The sequence below is a fragment of the Bacteroides sp. genome, from assembly GCF_029057325.1.
In the GTDB taxonomy this organism is placed as follows: domain Bacteria; phylum Bacteroidota; class Bacteroidia; order Bacteroidales; family Bacteroidaceae; genus Bacteroides.
Genome location: NZ_JAICZW010000047.1, coordinates 1 through 24478, shown reverse-complemented (window position 1 = coordinate 24478; position 24478 = coordinate 1). Strand labels below are relative to the sequence as shown.

The following is a 24478-nucleotide window of genomic DNA, read 5'->3' as shown; positions in this document are numbered from 1 at the left end:
TTCCTGTCCCACCCCTACCAGGGCCTATTCGGCTTCGGACGTTCTTCGGACAAACTCCACTCCCTAGGACCGAAGAACGTCCGAAGAACGTCCGAAGAAACACCGAAGAAACTATGGAGCGGAAAAGACCCGGACAAGACGCGAACCGGAGGGACGGCCGGTGAGGAAATTTTCAGAGAAAGGAAATTTGATGTAAATAATTATGAATTTCGGTGGTGTGTGTCAAGACTCGTTATGGCACACAGATGAGATGGATTGAACAGGTAATGTTATGCTTTCTTTCAGGCACGGATTATGCGGATTTCCCGGTTTTTTCTTTGTCCTATCCGTGAAAATCCGTGAAATCCGTGCCTAAAATCATAAACAGCATGCAAGCAACAACCAGGTTCTCGGACAACCTACCTCCCCCCTGATAACTCCCTTAAATGCAAAAGCTGTGCTTTTCGGTGGAAAAAACGTTAACACTATTCGTTCGTCTCATAAAAAAGTACGATATTTGCAGCCATGATTCAGATAGAGACCATAGTTGACATATTGTGGAAGGGGTTCATCATCGGCGTCATTGTGTCTGCACCATTAGGACCCGTGGGGGTGCTGTGCATTCAGCGCACGTTGAACAAAGGCCGTTGGTATGGTTTCGTCACAGGGATAGGAGCCTCGCTGAGCGACATTGCATACGCCTTGTTGACGGGCTATGGCATGAGCTTCGTATTCGACTATGTCAACAAGAACATTTTTTATCTGCAATTGTTTGGGAGCATCTTGTTGCTGGCTTTCGGCATTTATACTTTCCGCAGCAATCCGGTACAGTCCATCCGTCCGATGTCCGCCAACAAAGGTTCTTATTTCCACAATTTCATCACGGCGTTCGTTGTCACGCTTTCCAATCCGCTGATTATATTCCTGTTTATCGGTCTTTTCGCCCGTTTCGCTTTTGTCAGCGAAGGGGTGCTTGTCTTTGAGGCCGCTGCCGGCTATCTGGCTATCATGCTGGGGGCTTTGGCCTGGTGGTTTGGCATTACTTTCTTTGTAAACAAGGTCCGCACGCGATTCAACCTGCGCGGCATCTGGATGTTGAACCGCATCATCGGGAGCATTGTCGTGGTGGTGTCCGTGGTAGGACTGATATTTACGTTGATGGGCGAATCGCTATATTAATTGACAATTGATGATTGAAAATTGACAATTTTGAATTGAAAAATGGAGGATTGATAATTTTATGAAGATAGCGCAACGACTGAAAGAGCAGAATATTGCCGAATACCTGATATACATGTGGCAAGTGGAGGACTTGATTCGTGCCAACCGGTGCGACATCGACGAGGTATGCCGCAACGTCATTTCCCGTTATCCCGAAGCCGAACAGCCGGCTCTTGAAGAGTGGTATGGCAACCTGGTTGGCATGATGTGTGCCGAAGGGGTCAAGGAGAGGGGGCATCTGCAAATCAACCGGAACGTTATCCGGAACCTGACGGAGCTGCACGGCATGTTGCTCGCCTCCACCAAGTATCCGTTCTATAACGCCGCCTATTTCAAGGCGCTGCCCTTCATCGTGGAGCTGCGCCGGAAGGGAGACAAACAGGAGGAATCCGAATTGGAGACTTGCTTTGAAGCCCTCTACGGCATCTTGCTGTTGCGGCTGCAGAAAAAGGAAATCAGCCGGGAGACAGCCAAGGCGATGGAGGCTGTCAGCGGCTTCATTTCGCTGCTTGCCAATTATTACGACAAGGAGAGGAAAGGAGAGTTGGAAATGGAAAGTTGAAAAATGAAGCGTTGACAAAAATAAGGCAGCTGTCGCTGTGTCGTTTTGTCGTTTTGTCGTTCTCTTCATTTTCCACTTCAAAAGGAATATTGTTCATCGTAACATATATAATATCAAGTTTCGCAAGTTCAAGAACTTGCTTTCTGTGGACGAGTTGACAAGGATTCAGTGAATAGGGGGATGACGCCTTCCCGTTTTTCTGTTTTATGAACAAGACGCAGGCGGAAAGCCCGGTCGCTTCTCCTCGTAGCCTTGTTAACTTGTTTACTGACAGCATATCGGAGATATGCGAGACTTAAATATTTAAGTATAACTTTTTAAATGAATATTTTAGTAACCGGTGCCAACGGTCAACTTGGCAATGAGATGCGGGTGTTGTCGCAGGAGAATACACAGCACACCTATTTTTTCACCGATGTGCAGGAACTGGACATCTGCGATGAGCAGGCGGTCCGTGCTTTCGTGGCAGGCAATCGGGTGGATGTCATCGTCAACTGCGCTGCCTACACGGCCGTCGATAAGGCGGAAGACAATGCGGAGCTCTGTGACAAACTGAATCATCTTGCGCCGGGCTATCTGGCTGCTGCGGCCGAGGCTTGCGGTGCCGCATTGATACAGGTCTCTACCGATTACGTGTTCGATGGGACCGGACATCTCCCTTATACGGAGGACATGCTTCCTTGCCCCAACTCCGTTTATGGCTCTACGAAGCTGGCGGGCGAGCGGGCGGTGATGGAGAAGTGCAGCCGTGCGATGATTATCCGCACGGCGTGGCTCTATTCCATCTATGGAAACAACTTTGTGAAGACGATGCTGCGTCTGGGACGTGAGCGTGAGACGTTAGGGGTGGTGTTCGATCAGATAGGTACGCCCACATACGCCCACGATCTGGCATGTGCTATCTTTGCGGCCATCAACCGGGGCATTATCCCCGGCATCTATCATTTCAGCAACGAAGGGGTCTGTTCGTGGTATGACTTCACGCTCGCCATCCACCGGCTGGCGGGCATCACGACCTGCAAGGTCAGTCCGTTGCACACCGATGAGTTCCCGGCTAAAGCGCCGCGCCCGCACTATTCGGTGCTGGATAAGACGAAGATTAAAAAGACATTCGGCATAGAGATTCCGCATTGGGAAAGTTCGCTTGAAGAGTGTCTTTCCAAGTTGATAGTTGATAGATAATAGTTGATAGATAAAGATACTTTTGACTATGTATGAAGACAATGTGACTCAGCGAAAATCTTATGCTTTTGCCATTCGTATTGTGAATGCTTATAAGTATTTGGTGAAACATGGGGAATTTGTCATGTCAAAACAACTATTGCGAGTGGTACGGCTATTTGTGCTTTGATATGTGAAGGCATTCATGCCCAAAGTCGAGCGGATTTTCTTAATAAGATGAATATAGCTTTGAAAGAAGCTTACGAAACAGAATATTGGATTTCGCTGTTGCATGATACGGGTTATCTGTCTGATGACATTTATACCTCTTTTCATGCTGATAGCGTGGAATTAGTGAGATTATTAACGAGTACAGTAAGAACTTTAAAAGATAGTCTTGGTAGGCGATAGTATTCAACTATCAATTATCAACTATCAACTATCAACTATGATGAATGAGATTGAAAGAAGAAGGACTTTTGCGATTATCGCGCATCCGGATGCCGGTAAAACATCGTTGACTGAAAAACTGCTGTTGTTCGGAGGGCAGATTCAAGTGGCGGGAGCCGTAAAGAGCAATAAGATAAAGAAAACGGCAACATCCGACTGGATGGATATCGAGAAACAGCGTGGTATCTCTGTCACCACTTCTGTGATGGAGTTCGACTACCACGACTATAAAATTAATATCCTGGATACTCCCGGTCACCAGGACTTTGCCGAAGACACCTACCGCACACTGACCGCCGTGGACAGTGTCATCATCGTGGTGGACGGTGCGAAGGGTGTGGAAACACAGACCCGCAAGCTGATGGAGGTATGCCGCATGCGCAACACGCCGGTCATCATCTTCGTCAACAAGATGGACCGGGAGGCGAAAGACCCGTTCGACCTGTTGGACGAACTGGAAGAGGAACTTGCCATACACGTGCGCCCGCTGACCTGGCCTATCGAGAGCGGCATTCGCTTCAAGGGTGTATATAACATCTATGAGCATAACCTGAATCTCTTTCAGCCTTCCAAGCAGGTAGTGACCGAGAAGGTGGAGGTGGACATCCATACGGAGGAGCTGGACAAACAGATAGGTTCGCCGTTGGCGGACAAGTTGCGCGGCGAGCTGGAGCTTATCGACGGCGTTTATCCTGAGTTTGAGAAGGAAGAGTATCTGAAGGGAGAACTGGCGCCGGTATTCTTCGGATCGGCATTGAACAACTTCGGAGTGGAGGAGCTGTTGAATTGCTTTGTGGAGATAGCCCCCAGCCCGCGTCCCGTGAAGGCGGAAGAGCGCGAGGTGAATCCGGAAGAGCCTAAGTTTACCGGCTTCATCTTCAAGATTACCGCCAATATCGACCCGAACCACCGCTCTTGCATCGCTTTCTGCAAGATTTGCTCGGGCAAGTTCACCCGGAACACTCCTTACCTGCATGTGCGCCACGGCAAGACGATGCGTTTCTCATCGCCTACGCAGTTCATGGCACAGCGTAAGACAACCGTGGATGAGGCGTGGGCAGGCGATATTATCGGTTTGCCGGACAATGGCACCTTCAAGATTGGCGACACGCTGACGGAGGGCGAGATGCTGCATTTCCGCGGATTGCCCAGCTTCTCGCCGGAGATGTTCAAGTATATAGAGAACGCCGACCCGATGAAGCAGAAACAGCTTGCCAAAGGCATCGACCAGCTGATGGACGAGGGTGTGGCGCAGCTGTTCGTCAACCAGTTCAACGGACGCAAGATTATCGGTACGGTGGGCCAGTTGCAGTTTGAGGTCATCCAGTATCGTCTGGAGAATGAGTATAGCGCCAAATGCCGTTGGGAGCCTCTCAGCCTCTACAAGGCTTGTTGGATTGAGAGCGATGATGCCGCGGAACTGGAAGCGTTCAAGAAGCGTAAGTATCAGTATATGGCCAAAGACCGTGAGGGCAGGGATGTCTTCCTTGCCGACAGTGGCTATGTGCTTCAGATGGCGCAGATGGACTTCAAGCATATCCGCTTCCACTTCACGAGCGAATTTTAGAGCGGTAGGTGGTAGAGTGATAAAAGCTTCCTATCTACCTTCACTTCCTTTTAGGCACGGATTACACGGATTTACACGGTTTTCTTCTTAATGAATCCGTGAAATCCGTGTATTCCGTGTCTAATATCTTATCCTTTTCTTGTTTTCACACCTACTATACAGACCTTACAAATACAGCAATTATTTACTACTATAACATACCTTACGAAATCTTACAGCAATGTTTTATTTGCTGTGCTTCAGCAGCAAATAGCCTCCGATGACTTGCAACAGCATGCCCGGCACTCCGATACGGAAATCTTGTGCGGCGCTGAAGAAGTTGCCGACCATTGTCCATTCGCCCAGTGTTCCGGCGATTTGATAGAAGAGAACGACAGCCAGCAGGATGGGCAGCGAGACACGCTGATAACGATGGGCGGTCCAGCCGGCGGCGATGGCCAGCAATACCGATTTCAGCAGGATGGCGGGCAGTACGGCAGGCAGCGGCATCCCGAACAGCCAGGAGTTGAGGACGGGAGAGAGGACGGCGGTCAGCAATCCCACTTTCCAACCGAACTTATAGGCGCCAATCAGCGTAAAGAAGTAGATAGGCAGCCAAGTCACCCCTCCCTGGGGGACGAGATGAAAAAGTTGAGGCAGCGCAATGTTTCCAAGAACGAATAGCGAGGCTGCCAGATAGGTTTTTGCATCGCTATAGTCCAATGCGTAGAGTTTTACGTTTTTTGTCTCCATGAATTTTATGTTTTTAGTTGAGGACGCAAAGTTATGAAAAAAAAGGAATTTAATCCCTTAAATGTACTTGTGTTCAGCATCGGAATCACTCCATCGCCGAAGCGTCGAACGAGAGCGGCAGCAGGTCGCCTACGCTCTTCACCTCATAGATGCCCTGCTTGCCGTAGAGCAGCACCCGCATCGCTTGGTCGAAACGTTTTTCCGTTTCAAGCATCACCTGGCGGCAGGCACCGCAGGGCGGAATGGGATTGTCCAGAAAGTCGCCCCGTTCGTTGCGGGCGGCGATGGCGAGTGTCTCTACCGGCTCGTCGGGATATTGGGAGTTGGCGTAGAACAAGGTGGTGCGTTCGGCGCACAGACCGGAAGGGTAGGCGGCGTTCTCCTGATTGGTGCCGGTCACGATGAGGCCGTTTGCCAGTCGTGCGGCGGCACCTACCGCGAAATGCGAATAGGGGGCATAGCTGCGTCGGGTGGCTTCACGGGCGTTGTCTATCAGTTCGCGGTCGGCGGCATTCAGCTCTTCGTACGCATAGATGCGCAGGTCGATTTGGATATGCAGGTTTTTCATAAGACGGAAGATTATATTGTAATTAATGTTACAAAGATAGAAAAGAGATTGCTTTTTTCAATTCTTTTGTGGACTTTTGTGCCAAATTCAAGATTCAACCCCATGAAACCTATTTTCAGACTGACTGCTGTCTTGGCATTTTTGTTTGCCGTTGTGTTTGTGGCGCAGGCGCAACGCCGGAATGTTTACTATAACGAATATATCAAGCAATATGCTCCGCTTGCGGTGGAGCAGATGCAGCTGCATAAAATTCCTGCCAGCATCACCTTGGCGCAAGGATTGTTGGAGAGCGGTGCCGGACGTAGCAGGCTGGCGTGCAAGAGCAACAACCACTTCGGCATCAAGTGTGGAAGCGGTTGGCGGGGACGGACGGTGCGCCACGATGACGATGCCCGCAACGAGTGCTTCCGTGCCTATCGCACTCCGAAGGAGTCTTACGATGACCATTCCCTTTTTCTGAAGCGGAGCGCCCGTTACGCCTTTCTTTTCAAATTGGAGATTACGGACTATAAGGGGTGGGCACGCGGTCTGAAGAAGGCCGGATATGCCACAGACCCTTCGTATGCCAACCGCTTGATTACGATTATCGAAGATTATGAGTTGTATAAGTACGACAGCCGGGGAATGGGCAAACGCGAGGCACGCCGTTGGGAGAAGGAGCTGAAGAAAAAGCCCTGGCTTGCCCATCCGCATCGGGTATATATAGCGAATGACATCGCTTACGTAGTGGCCCGTAGCGGCGACAGCTTCCAGTTGCTGGGCAAGGAGTTCGGCATCAGTTGGAAGAAATTGGTAAGCTACAACGACCTCCAAAAAGATTATACGTTGGAAGCGGGCGATATCATCTATCTGAAAGAGAAGAAGAAAAAGGCTTCCGGGAAATATACCGTCTATATTGTGAAAGACGGCGACTCCATGCACGGCATCTCTCAGAAGTATGGCATCCGTCTGAAGAATCTCTATAAGATGAACCGCAAGGATGCGGAATATGTGCCGGAAGTGGGAGACAGGCTGCGGCTGAGATAAGGGGGCTTAGTTCGCAGACTAGCTTTCTGTGGTTTTTTAATATGCTGATTATCAGGTGCTGAAAAGTGCGTTGACAGACACTTGTGTTCAGCGTGACAGACACTTGTGTTCAAGCTGACAGACACAAGTGTTTGAGACGACAGAGGCAAGTGTCTGTCAAGCCGGGGAATATAGGGAGAAATTGCAGCGGTTATTTCCTTGCTGATTTAATTCTGCCGGCAGGTAGATTTCAAAGCTTATAAATTATATCCAAAATACATCACTCAAGTTTCGTAAGTCCTTGAACTTGCTTTCAGTCCGATTATCACTCTAAATTCCGGATGAGCCATAACTTTGTCTTGTAGTCTTGTAGCCTTGTTGACTTGTTTACTGATTTACTGAAAACATATACCTGTCACGATAGGCAGATGGGTACGCCTCCATTCGCGAGTTTTGTCTGTTAGTGCGCGATTTTGTTGGCTGGTTTGTCCGAAAACGTACAGGGGTGTCCGAAAACGAACACCCCTGTTTTTCTCTTTTTCCTTATTATCAATAATTTATATTTTTGGCACGGAATTGGTAGGTAGTAAAGCGGATGCCCGTAAATGTGTCCGCAAATGAACCGATACATTCGTAAACAATAAATTTGAAGATATGGATAGAGAAATTCCGAAAGAAGTGCGTGACAAAGAACGTAACAAGAAAATCATCCGCTACGGCACGATCGGCGTGGTAGGTGTTGTGGCAATCAGTTTGCTCATCTCCCTGATGCGTACAGGCGTGAAAGAGAAAGACCTTGTCTTCTCGAAGGTGGGTAAGGGAACGATTGAGGTGAGTGTAAGCGCGTCTGGCAAGGTGGTACCGGCATTCGAGGAAATCATCAACTCGCCCATCAGCACCCGCATCCTCGAAGTGTATAAGAAAGGGGGCGACAGCGTGGACGTAGGCACGCCCATCCTGAAACTGGACTTGCAGAGCGCCGAGACCGACTATAAGAAAATGCTCGACGAGGAGCAGATGCGCAGCTACAAGCTGAAACAGCTGAAACTGGACAACCAGACCAAGCTGACCGACCTTCAGATGAAAATCAAGGTCTCCGCCATGAAGCTGGACCGCATGAAGGTGGAGCTGCGCAACGAACGCTATCTGGACAGCCTCGGTTCGGGCACCACCGACAAGGTGCGCCAGGCGGAACTCAGCTACAACGTGGCACAATTGGAGTACGAGCAGCTGCGCCAGCAGTATGCCAACGAGAAGGAGGTGCTGGCATCGGAATATCAGGTGCGTGAACTGGAGTTCAGCATCTTCAAGAAGAGCCTGGCCGAGACCAAACGCACCCTGGACGACGCGCAGGTGCGCTCGCCGCGAAAGGCCATCCTTACCTATATCAATAACCAGATTGGCGCACAGGTGCCCGAAGGCAGCCAGATAGCCGTCATCTCCGACCTGAGCCACTTTAAAGTGGAGGGCGAGATTGCCGACACCTACGGCGACCGTGTGGCAGCCGGCGGCAAGGCCATCGTGAAGATAGGCAGCGAGAAGCTGGAGGGCGCGGTCAGCAGCGTGACACCGCTCTCGAAGAACGGCGTGATTTCCTTCACCGTGCAGCTGAACGAGGACAACAACCGCCGTCTGCGTTCGGGCTTGAAGACGGACGTTTATGTGATGAATGCCGTGAAGGAAGACGTGATGCGCATCGCCAACGCCTCCTACTACGTGGGCCGTGGCGAATACGAGCTCTTCGTGCGCACCTCGGACAAGGAAATCGTGAAGCGCAAGGTGCAGTTAGGCGACTCGAACTTCGAGTTCGTGGAGGTCATCAGCGGCTTGCAGCCGGGTGATGAGGTGGTCGTGAGCGACATGAGCCAGTATAAGAACAAGAATAAGCTGAAAGTGAATTGATAGGAGCATCGGGAGTTAACTTCCTTAAAAAATACATGCAATGATTAGAATCTACCTCAAACAAGCCTGGGAACTGATGAAGCAGAACAAGCTTTTCAGTACGCTCTATGTGGTGGGCACCGGGTTGGCTATTGCCATGACCATGATAATGGCCATCATCTACTATGTGAAGATTGCGCCTGTCTATCCGGAGGTGAACCGGCAGAATACGCTCTACTTGACCGGTTCCAGATTTGTAAAAGGAGCTAAGGGTAATCAGCAGACCGTCCAGTGGGGTGTTTCCTACAAGGCGTTGCAAGAATGGTTCTATCCGATGAAGAACGCCCTTGTCGTATCCGCGCACCTCAACGATGAAAACTGGGTTGAGAATGCTTATATACAGCCTGCCGACCGGAGTGGCGACTTCAAAGTCAAACTGAAACTGACCGACCCGGCTTTCTTTCACATCTATGCCTTCCATTTTCGGGAAGGAAAGCCTTTTACCGATGCCGACCTGTCTAGCGGCATACATGCGGCAGTTATCACCGATGCCCTGGCCCGTCGCCTGTTCGGTACTGCTGAAGGCGTATTGGGGCAGACATTCAGCCTGAACTATGCCGACTTCAAGGTGTGTGGTGTGGTGCGTCCTGCCAGCTACCTTACCGACCAATCCTATGCCGATGTCTATATGCCCTACAGCATTGCTGCCGACTACCGTGAACCTAAGTACGGTGCCCCTTACTTGGGAGCTTTCTCAGTGACCTTCTTGGTGGAAAACAGTGGGAAGGGAGTAGCCTTGCGGAACGAACTGAAGGAGATTGTGCGCAAGGAGAACTTAGCGCATCCCGACGACTGGCAAGCCGACTTCTGGGAACAGCCTACTACTCACCTGACAAGTGTCTTCCAAGACTTTGTCAGCGAAGAGGTGGATGTCTGGGCAACGGTACGCCAGTTCCTGCTGGTCTTCCTGGTGCTGTTGCTGGTTCCTGCATTGAACCTGAGCGGCATGATAGCCAGCCGCATGGAGGGGCGCCTGCCTGAGATGGGTGTACGCAAGTCTTTCGGGGCAGGGCGCAGGATATTGCTCTCGCAGGTGATGTGGGAAAACCTGCTGCTCACGCTGATGGGAGGTGTACTGGGCTTGATTATAGCCTGGTTAGTACTCTACGTGGGGCGCGAATGGGTATTTACGTTGCTGGACCGCTGGGCGGATGCCGTGCCCGAAGGCGTGGAAGTACGTGTGGCAGGCGAGATGCTTTTCGCACCGCTGGTTTTCGTGGCGGCCCTGCTGCTTTGCGTATTGTTGAATCTGCTTTCGGCCCTGCTTCCGGCTTGGCATTCGCTTCGCAAACCCATTGTGAGTTCACTGAACGAGAAACGATGATAAGGGAGAAGGGGGTAAGTTGACAAGAAACAGCCTTGTAGCTCCGTTTCCTCGTCCCTTGTCAACGAAACAAAATAACAAACTAAAAAACGAAAAGACATGTTGAAACTGATTATAAAGAATCTATGGGCTCGTCGTCGCCGCAACGGATGGCTGCTGGCCGAATTGGTACTGGTGAGCATCATCAGCTGGGTGGTACTGGACCCCGTGATTGTGGTGACCCACGACCGCAACATTCCGTTGGGATACGATGCCGACCGTCTTTGTCTGGTATCCTTGGCCACACTACAGCCTTCGGCAACGGGTTATGACCCGGCAGCGCAAGACTCGGCAACCTTGGTCGATAGTTATTACCACCTCATACGTCGTGCCGCCGATTTCGAGGGTGTGGAGACGACCACTCCTATCTTAGGCTTCTGCTATCCCAATTCGCAGGGAAACAGCAACAGCCAGCTTATAGGCGAAGGCGATTCCATCCGGGTGCCGGTTTTGCAGATGTATTTCATGCCTCACACACACTTTTTCGAGACTTACGGCTTCAACCCCGGCAAGGGTATGACTCCTGCGGAACTTTCTGATGCCGATTATGGTCCCAAAGACATCGTGCTGACAGAGAACGCCGCCGAAAAGCTGCTTCACACTAAAGATGCCCGTGGGAAACGTTGCTATTCATTCGGTCGCAACGACAGTACCTTCTATCCGGTAAGGGGCACTATCGGCACCATCAAGGCATATAATGAATGGAGACCGGTTCCCGTGGCATTTCGTCCGCTGCCTTCGATTATGGAGTACATGCCCGACTATGCCAACATTCTGATACGCCTGAAAGAGGGAGTCAGCATGCAACGTTTCCTGCACGAATTCCGTCCTTGGATGACGAAGGAACTGAAGCAGGGAAACCTGTTTGCTCGCACGGTCACCTCGTATCAGGCAATGATAGATGAGCGGGAGAACTACAGTGCCACCCCCATCTACCGCCGCAACCTTGCCATGGCGCTCTTCTTCCTGATTAACCTCTGCTTGGGTGTGGCAGGCACCTTCTGGTTGCAGACACGCATCCGTCGTGAGGAGGTGGGAGTGATGCTCTCTTTCGGGGCTACCCCCCGTCGCATCGTCCGCCTGCTGATGGGCGAAGGGGCGGTGCTGACGTTCGTCGCTTCGGCGATAGGTTTCTTCATCTACCTGCAATACGCCATCAAGGAAGGGTTGCACAAAGGCTTGTGCTGGATGCAGGGCGCGGGCGATGCTTACTGGGTGTCGGACTTTACGCAGCATTTCCTGATAGTTTCCGGCATCATCTTCCTGATATTGCTGGCAGTGGTATGGGCAGGCATCTATCTTCCGGCCCGCAACATCAGTCGCATTTCGCCGACGGAGGCTTTACGGGATGAATAATTTTAAGACGCGATTTGGCGGATTATTGATTAAGAAAAATCTGCGTCATCTGCAGCTGAAAAATAAAGAATCCGCTCAATCCGCGTCTTAAAAATAAATAGAAATAAAGAGAACCAAATAATAACAACTTTAAAAACGAAACATTATGATTAAGTTAACAGGCATCAACAAGATTTATCGTACAGACGAGATTGAAACCGTAGCATTGGAAAATGTGAACCTCGAAGTGAACAAGGGTGAATTCCTCAGCATCATGGGACCTTCCGGTTGTGGAAAGTCCACGTTGCTGAACATCATGGGGCTGCTTGATGCGCCCACCAGCGGCACTATCGAGATAGCCGGTACGAAGGTGGACGGCATGAAGGACAAGGAACTGGCTGCCTTCCGCAACCAGAAGCTGGGCTTCGTGTTCCAGTCTTTCCACCTGATTAATTCGCTGAACGTGATAGACAACGTAGAACTGCCTTTGCTCTATCGGAAGGTGTCTGCCAAGGAGCGCCGTCGTCTTGCCGAAGAGGTGTTGCAGAAGGTAGGGTTGAGCCACCGTATGCGCCACATGCCCACGCAGCTTTCCGGCGGTCAGTGCCAGCGTGTGGCCATCGCCCGTGCCATCATCGGCAATCCGGAGATAATCCTCGCCGATGAGCCTACCGGTAACCTGGACTCCAAGATGGGTGCCGAAGTCATGGAACTGCTGCATCAGCTGAACAAGGAAGACGGACGAACCATCGTGATGGTGACCCACAACGAGGCGCAAGCCAAACAGACTTCAAGAACCGCTCACTTCTTCGACGGACGTCAGGTGGGATAAGAGCAATTATCAATTATCAATTGATTATGATTCGTCAATCTTTTACAAATCTGCGGCAAAACCCGTTGCTGAGCATCATATCCATTGCAGGTACGGCGTTCGCCATTACGATGATAATGAGCATTGTCATTACCTGGCAGACGAAGTATGCGGACTTTGCTCCGGAGGTGAACCGCAGCCGCAGTCTCTATGTAATGGCTATGCACATCTACAATGAGAAAAATCACAATCAGCAGTCATACAGTCTCGCCTCGCCGGCATTCCTGAAGGAGTGTGTCCTTCCGTTGAAGGGAATAGAGGCGGCTACGGCCTTCTCCGGTACTTCGGGAGCATTGGTGTCGTTGACTGATGGCGGCAATCGTCTGAAAGTGGACCGGAAACTTACGGATGCGGGCTTCTGGAAAGTGTTTGAGCCGCGTTTCCTCGAAGGGCGCGGCTTTGGTGAAGAAGAGTGCGTAGGCTCTGCCAAGGGAGTGGTGGTCGCCGCCTCCGTGGCACGGAAGCTGTTCGGAAAGACCGAAGTAATCGGGCAGCAGATGCTGCTGAACCGCGAGAGTGTGCGCATCGTGGGTGTGGTGGAGGATGTTTCCGTTGCCGCCAAGGATGCGTATGCGCAAGTGTGGGCACCCTACCACCCCGATATGCGGCAGGCTACTAACGTATGGAGCTACATGAGCGATATGAACATCGCAATGGTGGCAAAGAGCGCCGCCGACTTCCCCGCCATCCGTGAGGAGCTTTCCAAGCGGGTGGAGGCGGTCAACGCCGGATTGGGAGACCTCAAGATAGACATCATGGAGCAGCCGGACAACATCGTGACGCACGTCAACCACGTGTGGTGCAATGTGGGACCCGACCTGACAATGCTCTATCTGCAATACATCCTCGCCCTGTTCATCATTCTGCTAGTGCCCTCGCTCAATCTGTGCGGACTCAGCAGCAGCCGCATGCAGCAACGCATGGCGGAGTTGGGTGTGCGCAAGGCATTCGGAGGCACCAAATGGGTGCTGGTGCGGCAGATACTGAACGAGAACCTGTTCCTCACCCTATTAGGCGGTGTGGCGGGCCTCTTGCTCAGCTACCTGTCCGTCTATCTGATGCGGGAGTGGCTGTTCACCAACAGCGGCAACGTGGGTACATCCGGCGAGTTCAGTCTTAGCATGAGCGTGCTGTTCAGCCCGTGGGTGTTCTTGCTGGCTTTCGCTTTCTGTGTGGTTATCAATCTGATGAGTGCGGCGCTTCCGGCATGGCTGGCGGCCAGACGGCCCATCGTAGAGTCTTTGAACGATAAATAAGGAAAGGAGGAATCTTATGAAATTTACCTTACACAACTTACGCATGATTCGCGCACGCCTTCGCCAGAACGGGTGGGTGCTTGCCGAACTCTTCCTGGTGTTCATCGTAATGTGGTTCCTGTGCGATTCATTAGGCTGCTTGAAATACACTTATTACCGTCCGTTGGGTTTCGACATCGAGCACGTTTATCAGTTGGAGCTGGTGATGGGAGGCGAGAGCCGAGACACTTCGCTGACGAATGCCGACAAATTCTTGGGTGTCTTGAAGAAACTGCAACAGGAGCCTACGGTGGAAGCGGTGGCACTCTGTTATTGGAGCTTGCCGATGAGTGGTAACAACAGCTTTAATTCACTGGTGGCGCAGGACTCTTGCTGGGTGAATGCGCGTTTGATTATGACTACCGGCGGCTATGTCGATGTCTTCCGTATGAAAGATGACCCACGGCATCCGTTCAGGGAGATGGCTTCGGGCGAAAAACACGTGATGCTGAGTGAAGCCACCGTGGAGCGGTTCAGGCGGAAAATACCTTCGTTCTCTTCAGACATGCCTTTGGGAAACGGCGATTCGCTGACAGTCATCAGCCATGAGGGCATGATTGAGAACTTCCGCACCTACCGCTACGGCAACGACGCGGCGTGCTTCTTCTATCGCTTGGATGAGCACATGGTGAAGACCGAATACTCTGGGGAGTGGGGCAGTATCGTCTTTCGTGTGAAAGCGGCCGCAGACGGTGCCGACTACCGCGCAAAGTTCGTTCGCGAGATAGCGGCACGCTTAGATACGGATAATCTCTTCATTGCCGATGCCACGCCCTACACCCAGCAGCAATATCAGTTCGAAGTGATGAACGGTGACATAGACAAGGTGAACAGCCAATCGGTGGTTGTGCTCTTCCTCTTGGTGAACGTCTTCCTGGGGTTGATAGGCACCTTCTGGTTCCGCACACGCCGCCGTCGCAGCGAGATAGCCTTGCGGATGGCGATGGGCAGCACGCGCCGTCAGGTGTTCGGTTTGCTGGCAGGCGAAGGCTTGCTGTTGCTGACGCTGGTGGCATTGCCTGCCATGCTGGTCTGCTACAACATCGGCATTGCCGAGTTCACTATCGGGCGTACGGAGCTGATTGCCACCTGGCCCGTGAAGTGGAGCATTCCACGCTTCTTGCTCGGCTCTCTGGGTGCCTGGCTGATGATTGCATGGATGGTGTTGACGGGCATCTGGTTCCCGGCACGCCAGGCGATGAAGATAGAACCAGCCGAGGCGTTGCACGAGGAATAAAGGGTATTGTAGGCAAGGGGAAGCTGTCTCACAATCAATGTAGGGCTGTACCTTGGTGCAGCCTTACAAACTATTAAATTTCAATCAGGAAAAACAACTGAATAATTACGATAATGCAAAATATTGCCAAACTGTTAATAGCCATGAGTATTTATAACATGAAGAATTACATTTTCTTTCTTAGCCTGATGTTCGCACTGATGTCAGGCGTGGCATACGCCGCCGATGGCGACACCAAAGTGAGCGAAGTGCGCAAGGTAGAGGCCTTTTCCTCCATTGACATAACCTCTGTGGGAACGATTTATTTTACACAGAGCGATACCTACTCCTTGAAGATAGAGGGACAGGAGAAATACGTGAAGAATACCGAAACCACAGTAAAAAACGGCTGCCTGGTTATCGGTTTCAAGGATCGGGAGAACAAGGGCATGCGTAACCAGAAGAACGGTGTCACCATCCATCTCTCCGCCCCCGACCTGAAAAAGGTGGAATTTGCCGGCGTAGGTTCCTTCCATTGCGACACTCCCCTGAAGGTGGATGAGGTGAAGTTCGATGTGGAAGGCGTGGGAAAGGTAAACATCTCCGACCTCACGTGCCGCAAGCTGAGAGTGGCGTTGCAGGGCGTGGGCAGTGCCGACATCCATGTGACCTGCGACTACCTCTCTGCCAGTCTGGACGGTGTGGGCAAAGTCATCCTGAGCGGTAGTGCCGGAGAGGCGAATATCTCTAAAGGAGGTATCGGCAGTGTGAATACGAAGCAACTGAAAGTAGGAAGATGATATAAGGTTATAAGAGATGATTGGTTCCTATTTTCAATTTCTAATTCTCAATTTAAGAAATGATTCGACAATATTTTATCCAAGCATGGGTGCAATTGCGGCAACAACCGTTGATTAGTGCCGTGGGCATAGCCGGTACGGCACTCGCCATTTTCCTCATCATGCTGGTGGTGATGATACAGCAGGTACAGGTGGCTCCGTTTGCTCCGGAGAGCAATCGCGACCGCTTCCTGCATGTACGCTACATGAGCGTAGGCAACAAGAGCTGGGGAGACGGCACGAGTAATGGGCCGATGAGTGTCCGTACTGCCCAAGCCTGTTTTCAGTCCCTGAAGACTCCCGAAGCGGTTTCCATCTATTCTACTTGGATTACCTCCACGCCGGTCTGTCTGCCCGGACAACCCTCTACGGGAGTGGATATGCTACAGACGGACGATGTGTTCTGGCGTGTGTTCGACTTCTCTTTTACAGCAGGCAAGCCTTACGACAAGGCAACATTCGATGCCGGACTACCGGTGGCTGTTATTACGGAGAGCGTGTCGCGCTACCTGTTTGGTACTGTAGAGGCAGTGGGACGTGAATTTCTGCTGAGCCATGCCCCCTATAAGGTGTGTGGAGTGGTGAAAGATGTCTCTACGCTTGCCGCTACTGCCTACGCGCAAGTATGGATTCCATTTACTTCCACCGATTTTAAAAATGATACTTGGAACGACAACATCATGGGTATGGCAAGTTGCATCATCCTGGCACACGACCGCAGCGACTTCCCCACTATCCGTGAGGAGGTAGAACGCCGTCACCAAGAGTACAATAAGGTGATAGGCGAGCAGGGATACGAGTTGATTTACCGCAACCGCCCCTATGACCAGGAAAAGTATGTACTGAACACCGGTGCCAATACAGAACCGGATGTGACGGCAACACGCCGCCAGCGCCTCATCTTGTTCATCATCCTGCTCATCGTCCCTGCCATAAACTTGAGCAGCATGACGCAAAGCCGCCTGCGGCAGCGTGTCAGCGAGGTAGGTGTGCGAAGGGCTTTCGGCAGCACGCGCATGGAGGTCATGGGACAGATTCTGGCAGAGAACATGGTGGTGACCTTATTGGCCGGTGTGTTGGGGCTGCTGCTGAGTGTGGCGTTTGCCTATTTGGGCGAATCCATGCTGTTTGCCGAAGGTTTCAGCAAGACAGTGAATGCGCCGCTCATCAACGCTTCTATCCTGCTGCACGCCTCCACCTTCGGCTGGGCAGTGCTCTTCTGCTTCATCCTGAACTTGCTGAGTAGCGGCATTCCGGCATGGCGAGCGTCGAGAGTGGGAATTGTGGACGCGATTGGGGGAAGATTGAGGAAGTAGTTTTTTTAAAGGAGTTAAAAGGTATTAGGGGAGTGATAACTTCTTAACTTTATCCTTATTAAATAACAACAACGAAATGACAAAGAAACTTTTTACACAGATAAAGAACGAATGGCAAAGCAATACCTGGTTGGCTTTGGAACTACTGGTGGTGAGCGTGGTGATGTGGTACGTTGTGGACTACATCTATACGCAGACCGCCACCGCCCTCGAACCGAAAGGTTTCGACATAGAGCACTGCTACCTCATTGAGATGGGGATTCTGACCGATAAGAGTCCTGGCTACATCCCTAATCAGTCGAAAGAAGAACAGTTGAAGGACGTGCAGGAGATGCTGGACCGGCTGAAGCATCGTCCGGACGTGGAGGCAGCGAGCCTTTCGCAGAACTCTTATCCCTACAACGGCAGTAACAGCACGGCAATGGTGCAGTATGATACCTTGAGGGCACCCGGTTGGACGATACGCAGTTTCGTCACACCGGACTTTGTACGCGTATTCCGCTATCGGGGTACACGTGGCGAGACGCCCGAGCAACTCGCCGCCATGCTGGAGGACGACCGCCACTTTCTGGCTTCGGACAATCTCTATAGAGAGTACGATGTCTCCTTGACCTCGTTGGTGGGAAAACCGTTTTACCTCTTCGGCGATACCACCAGTACGATAACCTTGGGAGCCGCTCTACAGAACGTGCGTTACTGCGATTATGCACAGGCTCGCGATTCCTATCGCATGGTCTATAAGATGCCGCTTGGGTGGATGACTAATGCTACAGCAGTGGAGTGGTGTGTACGCGTGCGTCCCGACCAGGACCACGGCTTCATTGAGCGCCTGAAAGCGGACAGTGAGAAACTCTACCGTGTGGGCAACATCTTCATTGCCGAAGTGCGTTCGTTTGCCGATATCCGCAACAACTACCAGCGTAGCTGGGACACCGGACTTCGTAACTATTTGGTAGGCATGGGATTCTTGTTGCTGAACATCTTCCTCGGCCTGTTCGGCACCTTCTGGTTCCGCACGCAGCAGCGTCGTTCCGAAATGGCTCTGCACAAAGTACATGGTGCCACCGGACAAGCTGTCTTCAGCCGTCTGCTCTGCGAAGGGGTGCTGTTGTTACTACTTGTCACTCCCATAGCGCTCCTTGTCGATTACAATTTGGCACACCTGGAGTTGAATTCGTGGCGCAACGGCACTACGCTGGAGTGGGGGAGACTCTTGGCCTGTGCCGTTATCAGCTTCGTCCTGATGACCTTGATGATTGCCATCGGCATCGCCATTCCGGCACGCAAGGCTATGCAGGTACAGCCGGCAGAGGCGTTGCATGACGAATGATTTGTGAGGGAGAAGGAGAGTTATACTCCGCTTCATTTCGTTGGTAATTGAAAGCCGATAATTTGATTAATAACAAGGCAAATTCTTGTTGACAAAGAAGTTGAACTATAAAAAACATTTGAAAGTATGCTGAAAATATATTTGAAACAAGCATGGACGCTGATGAGGCAGAACAAGCTTTTCACAAGTATCTATGTAGTGGGGACGGGGCTTTCCATCGCTTTGATAATGACTTTGTTCATTATCTTTTATGTGAAGTTCGCTCCTATTTATCCTGAATACAATCGTAACCGTACTTTGGTGATAAAACCTATGGAACGTCATCCTAAGGGAAAGCCGGAGAATTACAACCTCAATAGCGGGGTTTCCTACCGTTTCATTCAGGAGTTGGTCACCGGACTTCCGCACGTAGAGGCGGTGGGTGGTGGAATGCTCGGTTTTTGGAACGAGAGCAAAATACTGCTTCCTAACGGAGAGTCGTTACCCGCATCGCACCGTTCTGTGGACGGTGGATTTTGGAAGGTATTCAATTTTCGCTTCTTGAACGGACGGCCGTTTACGCAGGAAGAGGTGGATGCTGATTTACGACTAGCGGTGATATCCAAATCGTTGGCGATTAGGGTGTTTACAACGGTACAAGTCGTAGGCGAACATCTTTTTTTTGGCGGTGATGATTACCTTGTGTGTGGCGTGGTGGACGATGTCTCTAGCGCCACACCGGATACATCGGGTGATTTGTGGATTCCGCTTACTGAATCGGACAGAATCGGCAGAGGGCTTTTAGGTAATATCTGGGCTTACTTGTTGGTGGATGACGTTGCCAATAAAGAGGTTGTAAAAGAGGAGGTCCGGGAGGCTGTCCATAAGTTCAACCTTCAAGATGCGGAGTACGATTACAATTTGATAGGGCAGCCCGATGACTACTGGATGAGCACTTTCAGAACGGGGCAGAATCCCGACTTCGTAGAGATAGCCAAGGGCTTTCTTTACATGTTGCTTGCCCTGCTCTTTATCCCGGCACTGAATCTGAGCGGAATGATTTCCTCGCGTATGGACAAGCGGCTCTGTGAGTTGGGCATACGCAAGGCGTACGGCGCTACCAACAGACGGTTGTTGCATCAGGTGCTGTGCGAGAATCTGCTGCTTACCGTGATAGGCGGCTTGGTGGGACTGTTGTTTTCCTACCTGATAGTGTTGACGGCAAGCGACTGGATTCTGACGCTCTTTGACACAAAGATTAATATCCCCGGACAGCATATTACATTGACGTTCGAAATGCTTTTCAATCCGGCTGTTTTCAGTTGTGCTTTCGGACTGTGCATTGTGCTTAACACCGTGTCGGCATTGCTGCCTGCGGTATCGGCACTGCGCCACCCAATCATCCATTCTCTTAATACCAACCGCTAAAATAAGATAAGGAGAGGAAAGATATGATTAAAATGATATTTCATCAGTTGTGGAACCAGCGCAGACAGAATGGCTGGATATTCATGGAGTTATTGGTTGTCAGCTTCTTTTTGTGGACGGTGATAGACCCGGTCTATGTGTTGGTGGCTAATCGGCTTATTGATAAAGGGTATAACTCTGAAAGGGTCTATGCCATCCGTATGGATATTTATGGAAAAAATAAAGCAGTGTATGACAAAGCGATGGCATCCGATTCGCTCTGTAAGGAGGCATATTGGCGCATGGTACGTATCGTGCGCAGCCAGCCCGAAGTGGAGTCTTATTCCATTTCGGGGACATGGGCGTTTCCCAATAGCAGTTCTTGGAACGGCACACAGGTGTATGCAGACACTGCATCTATCGGGAAAGATAACTATGTACATACCCAGTGGTATAGTTTTGTTGCATCGGAGGGCAGTGACCTTTTCAGAACCTACGATATGCGGGACGTGCGCACCGGTGAAGTGCTGAAAATTCCCGAAGATGTAGAAAACTCCCTGTTTATGTCCGAGCGTGCGGCTTGTCTGCTTTTTGGCAGTGCTGCCGATGCGGTAGGGAAAATGGTTTATCAAAGCAACCTCACTAAGAAGGTGGCAGGCGTGTTCCGAGACTATAAACACCGTGATTATGAGCAACCCTATCCGCTGATTATCTATATGGACAAGGATATGGTAGGAAGCTCCTACATGACTTGGCAGTATGCTTTTATTATCCGGCTAAAGGCAGGGGTGGATACGGATGCTTTTGAAAAACGCTTCCAGAAGGAGGTGGCGCCTCAATTGTCTATCGGTAATTTCTATCTTAAGAAGTTACAGTCGTTCCACGAGCTGAGCGATTACTACGCCACCTATAGTGGGATAACCAACAAACTTCGGTTGCAATACGCTTTGGCCGGATTTGCCCTCCTTTGCATCTTCTTGGGGATGTTGGGCACATTTTGGATACGCTGCAACGCCCGTCGTCAAGAGATAGGAGTGATGCGCAGTATGGGAGCAAGCATGAATGATATTTGTCGCCAGTTCTTGCTGGAAACATGGTTGCTGGTGACGGTGGCTGTGTTGGTGACGTTGCCATTCTTGCTGCATCATGCTTATGTAAATGGGATGTATGTGGTGGAAATGTTCCGCGATTTTGTTCCCAATCCCGCTTATTGGCAGAACCGGTTTACTCCCCATTTCTATATGGTGTTGCTGATTAGCTATGTGTTACTGTTGTTGGTGGCGTTGGTTGGAACTTATATTCCGGTGAATCGGGCGATACGTACGCTTCCGGCTGAGGCGTTGAGAGATGAGTAACTCCCCCGAATAACTCCTTAAAACAAAAAAACAAATGAAACAAATCTTATCCCTCATCCGTCAGAATCCGTTCTTCAGTACGGTTTCCATCATCGGCACGGCGGTGAGTATCGCTTTTGTAATGGTAGTCTATATGGTGTATGACATACAGACCGCCAATCTGGCTCCCGAGGTGCACCGTGACCGCATGGTCTATTCTTCCTACGGCTACAGCTACCGTCGGGCAGACCATAGCAACAGCAACACCGGTATGTCCTACCGTGCGGCGCACAGCATCTTTGCCGAGCTCTCGGGAGCAGAAGCAGTCACCTATCTGGGACCTGTTTACACCCTGTATTGCGGTCCTTCGCCCTCGCAAGGGATGCGCCGCACGGTTCGCCAGGTCGATTTGAACTACTGGCATGTATATGATATCCCTTTGGTGGCAGGCCGCCTGTTCAGCAGGGAGGAGATGGATGCGTGCCGCGATGTGGTGGTGATAGGCGAACGCTTGGCACGCGAGGCTTTCGGTTCCGCCGAAGAGGCGGTGGGCAAGAGTTATTTTGTGAACTTCCACTCCATGCGCATTGTAGGCGTGACCCGGGATGTCAGTTCGCTCTTCACGTTCGCCTTCGGGGAGGTGTGGATGCCCTATTCCACGCAACCTGGCGGCACCGGTTCCGAAGGATTGCGTGGCGATTTTGAGGTGATGGCAATCACTCGTCCCGGAGTCAGCCCCACGGAGCTGAAAGCACAGATAGAGCAGTCGCTTGCCCGCTTCAACGAGACGCTGACCGAATACCGTCTGGAATTGCCCGACCTCAGTACCTATACGGAGCGGCAGTTCTTCCGCAGCGACATGCTGTCGCCCGCCGTCACATGCATCATCCTTGGGCTGATTCTACTGATTGTGCCTGCCATCAATGTCAGCGGACTCATTTCCTCGCAGATGTCGCGCCGCATGGCGGAACTGGCGGTGCGGAAAGCGTATGGCGCCAATCGTGCCACCCTGATGAGGCAGCTCTTGCGTGAGAATCTGGTGCTGGCATTGGTGGGCGCGTTGTTCGGTTTTTTCTTTTCGTGTATCTTCCTATGGATAGGCAAGGATTGGATGCTGGGCTATGGTGCGCCCGATGCCAATTTTGAGGTAAGTCCGCTGCTCTTCCTCCGTCCCGTGGTGTTTGCGGTCGTGCTGGCGGTCTGCCTGTTGTTCAACCTGCTTTCCGTATTCATCCCGGCATGGAACGCCACGCGTAGGCCGATAGCGGAGGTGCTGGGAGGAGAGTGAGTCTTTAGGAGTCTTTTCTTTGAAGGAGTTGTCGGGGGCTGTCCGGGAGTTGAAGGCCGATAGTTCTGCTTGCATAAACAGGAACATTGGCTGCTAGCTCCCGAATAACGACTTCTAACTTCCGATAACTGTTTTGTAAATTCAAATTATTATGATACAATCTATTCTACATCAAATCTGGAATCAGCGCCGCAGCAACGGGTGGCTGTTTGCCGAGTTATTGATAGTCTTCACCCTGATGTGGTATTGTGTGGATGTGCTTTATGGTTTCATCCATGCCGAGCGGTTGCCCAAGGGCTATAATCTGGAGCATGTATATAAGATAAGAATCTCCACCAATCCTACGCAGTTTGTGGCATGTGCTTCCGAGGACAGCCTGCAACGCTTCTGGTTCAAGCCGATGGAAGAGGTGATGCGCCGCATCAGGCAACATCCCGCCGTGGAGAGTGCGGCGATGTGGATGGGTACCGATGCCTATACCCGGCGACACATGTATCAGGGCTATACGGTGGATAGTGTCCGGGTGGTTTCCGCCAACATCCGCTATGTGTCGCCGGAGTATTTCCACGTAATGCGCATTCCGGTGGAGCAGGGGAGGGAGCTGTTCACTGCCCAAGGTGCTGCCTCTGCCGAATGGAACCCGGTGGCAAGCCCGCTGCCGGCCGTAGTCACCCGCGACCTTGCCGACAGCTTGTTCCGCACGAGCAACGGAGTGGTGGGGAGTGAGTTCATGGATTACTATTCCGGAGGTCTTCGCTACCGGGTTTCCGCTGTGTGTGCCTTGCAGAAAAGCGATGACTATGCTCGCTACGAGCCTTTTATCCTGACTCCGTTCCCCGAGTGGTTCTATCGGTGGCAGGCCGTTCCCGACATCTCCATCCGTGTGCGCCCCGAAGCCGATACGGAGGACTTTGCCGCCCGCTTCTGCCGTGAGATGACGCCGCAGTTGCAGGTAGCACCTTTCTACCTGTTCGACATACAGAGCTACCGGGAGCAGAAGATAGAGCGGGATGCTGCCGAAGGCATCACGCCCTACATCCGCGGAGCAAGGCTCATTGTAATGTTTTTCATCTTCAATGTATTCATCGGGCTGATGGGCACCTTCTGGTTCCGTACACGCCATCGTCGCAGCGAGATAGCCTTGCGAATGGCAATGGGGAGCAGCCGTGGTCGGATACGCCGGCAGTTGTTGGGCGAAGGTTTGCTGTTGCTGACGATGGCCGCCATTCCTGCGTTGGTGATATGTGCCAATATAGTGATGGCTGATGCTACCTTTACGGAAGCCACAGATGCCGGTTGGGGACGATTCTCTGTATGTGTTGTAGTAGTTTGGGGGCTGATGGCATTGATGGTCATTGCAGGAATTTGGTATCCGGCACGTCAGGCGATGAAGGTACAGCCCGCCGAAGCGTTGCACGACGAGTAAATGTGAACCGGAATATTACAGCGAAGGAAGTGTCCGATTAAGGAATATATCGGATCTGTAGTCTCTTTTGTGAGATATACATATCCGTTGGCGAGAACTTCTTCAGATGCTAAAGATGTGATTGTATAATCATAATTCTTTACATAAATTCCATGTTCTTGGAAAACCCCGTCATTTTCTGTTCTTCCTGTCCGCGTCTTTTCCGGCCCTTTTCTGCTTCGTAGTTTCTTCGGTGTTTCTTCGGACGTTCTTCGGACGTTCTTCGGTCCTAGGGAGTGGAGTTTGTCCGAAGA

At 51.3% G+C, this 24478-nt stretch carries 20 protein-coding genes and 1 pseudogene; 19 read left to right on the top strand and 2 right to left on the bottom strand.

The annotated features are described in order from the left end of the window. Positions 1-504 precede the first annotated feature (504 nt). The 5 genes and pseudogenes from K2G43_RS03230 to K2G43_RS03210 all read left to right on the top strand — a co-directional run bounded on the left by K2G43_RS03230 (position 505) and on the right by K2G43_RS03210 (position 4940). Positions 505-1158, top strand: coding sequence for a LysE family transporter (locus K2G43_RS03230; protein WP_300152961.1), 654 nt, complete (start codon positions 505-507; stop codon positions 1156-1158). Between the two features lie 61 nt (positions 1159-1219). After that, the gene (locus K2G43_RS03225; RefSeq protein WP_300152960.1) at positions 1220-1762 is read left to right on the top strand and encodes a DUF4924 family protein; all 543 of its coding nucleotides are present in this window, start codon (positions 1220-1222) and stop codon (positions 1760-1762) included. Positions 1763-2083: 321 nt separating this feature from the next. Next, positions 2084-2944, top strand: a complete 861-nt coding sequence (gene rfbD / locus K2G43_RS03220; protein WP_297642504.1) for a dTDP-4-dehydrorhamnose reductase — start codon at positions 2084-2086, stop codon at positions 2942-2944. Positions 2945-2972: 28 nt separating this feature from the next. Then, positions 2973-3334, top strand: a pseudogene (locus K2G43_RS03215) (four helix bundle protein). 37 nt (positions 3335-3371) lie between these two features. Beyond that, positions 3372-4940: a peptide chain release factor 3 gene (locus K2G43_RS03210; RefSeq protein ID WP_297642506.1), complete on the top strand. Its 1569-nt coding sequence runs from the start codon at positions 3372-3374 to the stop codon at positions 4938-4940. A gap of 225 nt (positions 4941-5165) precedes the next feature. Here the strand turns inward: K2G43_RS03210 and K2G43_RS03205 are convergent, their stop codons facing one another. Together K2G43_RS03205 and cdd are read right to left on the bottom strand one after the other, a co-directional pair. Continuing rightward, on the bottom strand, positions 5166-5672 hold the full coding sequence (locus K2G43_RS03205; protein WP_300152959.1) for an ECF transporter S component: 507 nt from the start codon (positions 5670-5672) through the stop codon (positions 5166-5168). An 85-nt stretch (positions 5673-5757) separates the two neighbouring features. Further along, positions 5758-6240, bottom strand: coding sequence for a cytidine deaminase (cdd, locus tag K2G43_RS03200; protein ID WP_297642509.1), 483 nt, complete (start codon positions 6238-6240; stop codon positions 5758-5760). 102 nt (positions 6241-6342) lie between these two features. Between cdd and K2G43_RS03195 the strand changes: the two genes are divergently transcribed. The 14 genes from K2G43_RS03195 (at position 6343) to K2G43_RS03130 (ending at position 24185) form a co-directional block, all read left to right on the top strand. Further along, positions 6343-7266 carry a glucosaminidase domain-containing protein gene (locus K2G43_RS03195; protein ID WP_297642510.1) on the top strand — a complete coding sequence of 308 codons (924 nt, stop codon included), beginning with the start codon at positions 6343-6345 and terminating at the stop codon, positions 7264-7266. 633 nt (positions 7267-7899) lie between these two features. Continuing rightward, positions 7900-9147: an HlyD family efflux transporter periplasmic adaptor subunit gene (locus tag K2G43_RS03190; protein WP_300152958.1), complete on the top strand. Its 1248-nt coding sequence runs from the start codon at positions 7900-7902 to the stop codon at positions 9145-9147. Between the two features lie 40 nt (positions 9148-9187). After that, complete coding sequence (locus K2G43_RS03185; RefSeq protein ID WP_297642514.1) at positions 9188-10510, top strand: ABC transporter permease; 1323 nt, start codon at positions 9188-9190, stop codon at positions 10508-10510. Positions 10511-10609: 99 nt separating this feature from the next. Next, entirely contained in the window at positions 10610-11905 is a 1296-nt protein-coding gene (locus K2G43_RS03180; protein ID WP_300152957.1) for an FtsX-like permease family protein, read from the top strand. Between the two features lie 145 nt (positions 11906-12050). Next, a complete protein-coding gene (locus K2G43_RS03175) occupies positions 12051-12716 on the top strand; it encodes an ABC transporter ATP-binding protein (RefSeq protein ID WP_297642516.1) in 666 nt (221 codons plus the stop codon). 20 nt (positions 12717-12736) lie between these two features. Beyond that, positions 12737-14011, top strand: a complete 1275-nt coding sequence (locus K2G43_RS03170; protein WP_297642517.1) for an ABC transporter permease — start codon at positions 12737-12739, stop codon at positions 14009-14011. Positions 14012-14027: 16 nt separating this feature from the next. Beyond that, positions 14028-15287, top strand: a complete 1260-nt coding sequence (locus K2G43_RS03165) for an FtsX-like permease family protein (RefSeq protein WP_300152956.1) — start codon at positions 14028-14030, stop codon at positions 15285-15287. 188 nt (positions 15288-15475) lie between these two features. Continuing rightward, positions 15476-16066, top strand: coding sequence for a DUF2807 domain-containing protein (locus tag K2G43_RS03160; protein WP_297642528.1), 591 nt, complete (start codon positions 15476-15478; stop codon positions 16064-16066). Between the two features lie 59 nt (positions 16067-16125). Then, positions 16126-17421: an ABC transporter permease gene (locus K2G43_RS03155; protein WP_300152955.1), complete on the top strand. Its 1296-nt coding sequence runs from the start codon at positions 16126-16128 to the stop codon at positions 17419-17421. Between the two features lie 76 nt (positions 17422-17497). Then, entirely contained in the window at positions 17498-18751 is a 1254-nt protein-coding gene (locus K2G43_RS03150) for an FtsX-like permease family protein (RefSeq protein WP_300152954.1), read from the top strand. 126 nt (positions 18752-18877) lie between these two features. Further along, positions 18878-20158 (top strand): ABC transporter permease, encoded by a 1281-nt coding sequence (locus K2G43_RS03145; protein WP_297642521.1) that lies wholly within the window; start codon positions 18878-18880, stop codon positions 20156-20158. A gap of 23 nt (positions 20159-20181) precedes the next feature. Continuing rightward, positions 20182-21492, top strand: a complete 1311-nt coding sequence (locus tag K2G43_RS03140; protein ID WP_297642523.1) for an ABC transporter permease — start codon at positions 20182-20184, stop codon at positions 21490-21492. 34 nt (positions 21493-21526) lie between these two features. Continuing rightward, positions 21527-22759, top strand: coding sequence for an ABC transporter permease (locus K2G43_RS03135; protein WP_297642525.1), 1233 nt, complete (start codon positions 21527-21529; stop codon positions 22757-22759). A 151-nt stretch (positions 22760-22910) separates the two neighbouring features. Further along, positions 22911-24185: an ABC transporter permease gene (locus K2G43_RS03130; protein ID WP_300152953.1), complete on the top strand. Its 1275-nt coding sequence runs from the start codon at positions 22911-22913 to the stop codon at positions 24183-24185. The last annotated feature ends 293 nt before the right edge of the window (positions 24186-24478 follow it).

What these genes read in the sequence shown, in the direction of transcription:
- K2G43_RS03225 (WP_300152960.1), top strand. Translation starts at nt 1,220, where the DNA reads ATGAAGATAGCGCAACGACTGAAAGAGCAGAATATTGCCGAATACCTG.
- rfbD (WP_297642504.1), top strand. Translation starts at nt 2,084, where the DNA reads ATGAATATTTTAGTAACCGGTGCCAACGGTCAACTTGGCAATGAGATG.
- K2G43_RS03230 (WP_300152961.1), top strand. Translation starts at nt 505, where the DNA reads ATGATTCAGATAGAGACCATAGTTGACATATTGTGGAAGGGGTTCATC.
- K2G43_RS03160 (WP_297642528.1), top strand. Translation starts at nt 15,476, where the DNA reads ATGTTCGCACTGATGTCAGGCGTGGCATACGCCGCCGATGGCGACACC.
- K2G43_RS03135 (WP_297642525.1), top strand. Translation starts at nt 21,527, where the DNA reads ATGAAACAAATCTTATCCCTCATCCGTCAGAATCCGTTCTTCAGTACG.
- K2G43_RS03145 (WP_297642521.1), top strand. Translation starts at nt 18,878, where the DNA reads ATGCTGAAAATATATTTGAAACAAGCATGGACGCTGATGAGGCAGAAC.
- K2G43_RS03190 (WP_300152958.1), top strand. Translation starts at nt 7,900, where the DNA reads ATGGATAGAGAAATTCCGAAAGAAGTGCGTGACAAAGAACGTAACAAG.
- K2G43_RS03130 (WP_300152953.1), top strand. Translation starts at nt 22,911, where the DNA reads ATGATACAATCTATTCTACATCAAATCTGGAATCAGCGCCGCAGCAAC.
- K2G43_RS03195 (WP_297642510.1), top strand. Translation starts at nt 6,343, where the DNA reads ATGAAACCTATTTTCAGACTGACTGCTGTCTTGGCATTTTTGTTTGCC.
- K2G43_RS03210 (WP_297642506.1), top strand. Translation starts at nt 3,372, where the DNA reads ATGATGAATGAGATTGAAAGAAGAAGGACTTTTGCGATTATCGCGCAT.
- K2G43_RS03140 (WP_297642523.1), top strand. Translation starts at nt 20,182, where the DNA reads ATGATTAAAATGATATTTCATCAGTTGTGGAACCAGCGCAGACAGAAT.
- K2G43_RS03150 (WP_300152954.1), top strand. Translation starts at nt 17,498, where the DNA reads ATGACAAAGAAACTTTTTACACAGATAAAGAACGAATGGCAAAGCAAT.
- K2G43_RS03205 (WP_300152959.1), bottom strand. Translation starts at nt 5,672, where the DNA reads ATGGAGACAAAAAACGTAAAACTCTACGCATTGGACTATAGCGATGCA.
- K2G43_RS03165 (WP_300152956.1), top strand. Translation starts at nt 14,028, where the DNA reads ATGAAATTTACCTTACACAACTTACGCATGATTCGCGCACGCCTTCGC.
- K2G43_RS03180 (WP_300152957.1), top strand. Translation starts at nt 10,610, where the DNA reads ATGTTGAAACTGATTATAAAGAATCTATGGGCTCGTCGTCGCCGCAAC.
- cdd (WP_297642509.1), bottom strand. Translation starts at nt 6,240, where the DNA reads ATGAAAAACCTGCATATCCAAATCGACCTGCGCATCTATGCGTACGAA.
- K2G43_RS03185 (WP_297642514.1), top strand. Translation starts at nt 9,188, where the DNA reads ATGATTAGAATCTACCTCAAACAAGCCTGGGAACTGATGAAGCAGAAC.
- K2G43_RS03155 (WP_300152955.1), top strand. Translation starts at nt 16,126, where the DNA reads ATGATTCGACAATATTTTATCCAAGCATGGGTGCAATTGCGGCAACAA.
- K2G43_RS03175 (WP_297642516.1), top strand. Translation starts at nt 12,051, where the DNA reads ATGATTAAGTTAACAGGCATCAACAAGATTTATCGTACAGACGAGATT.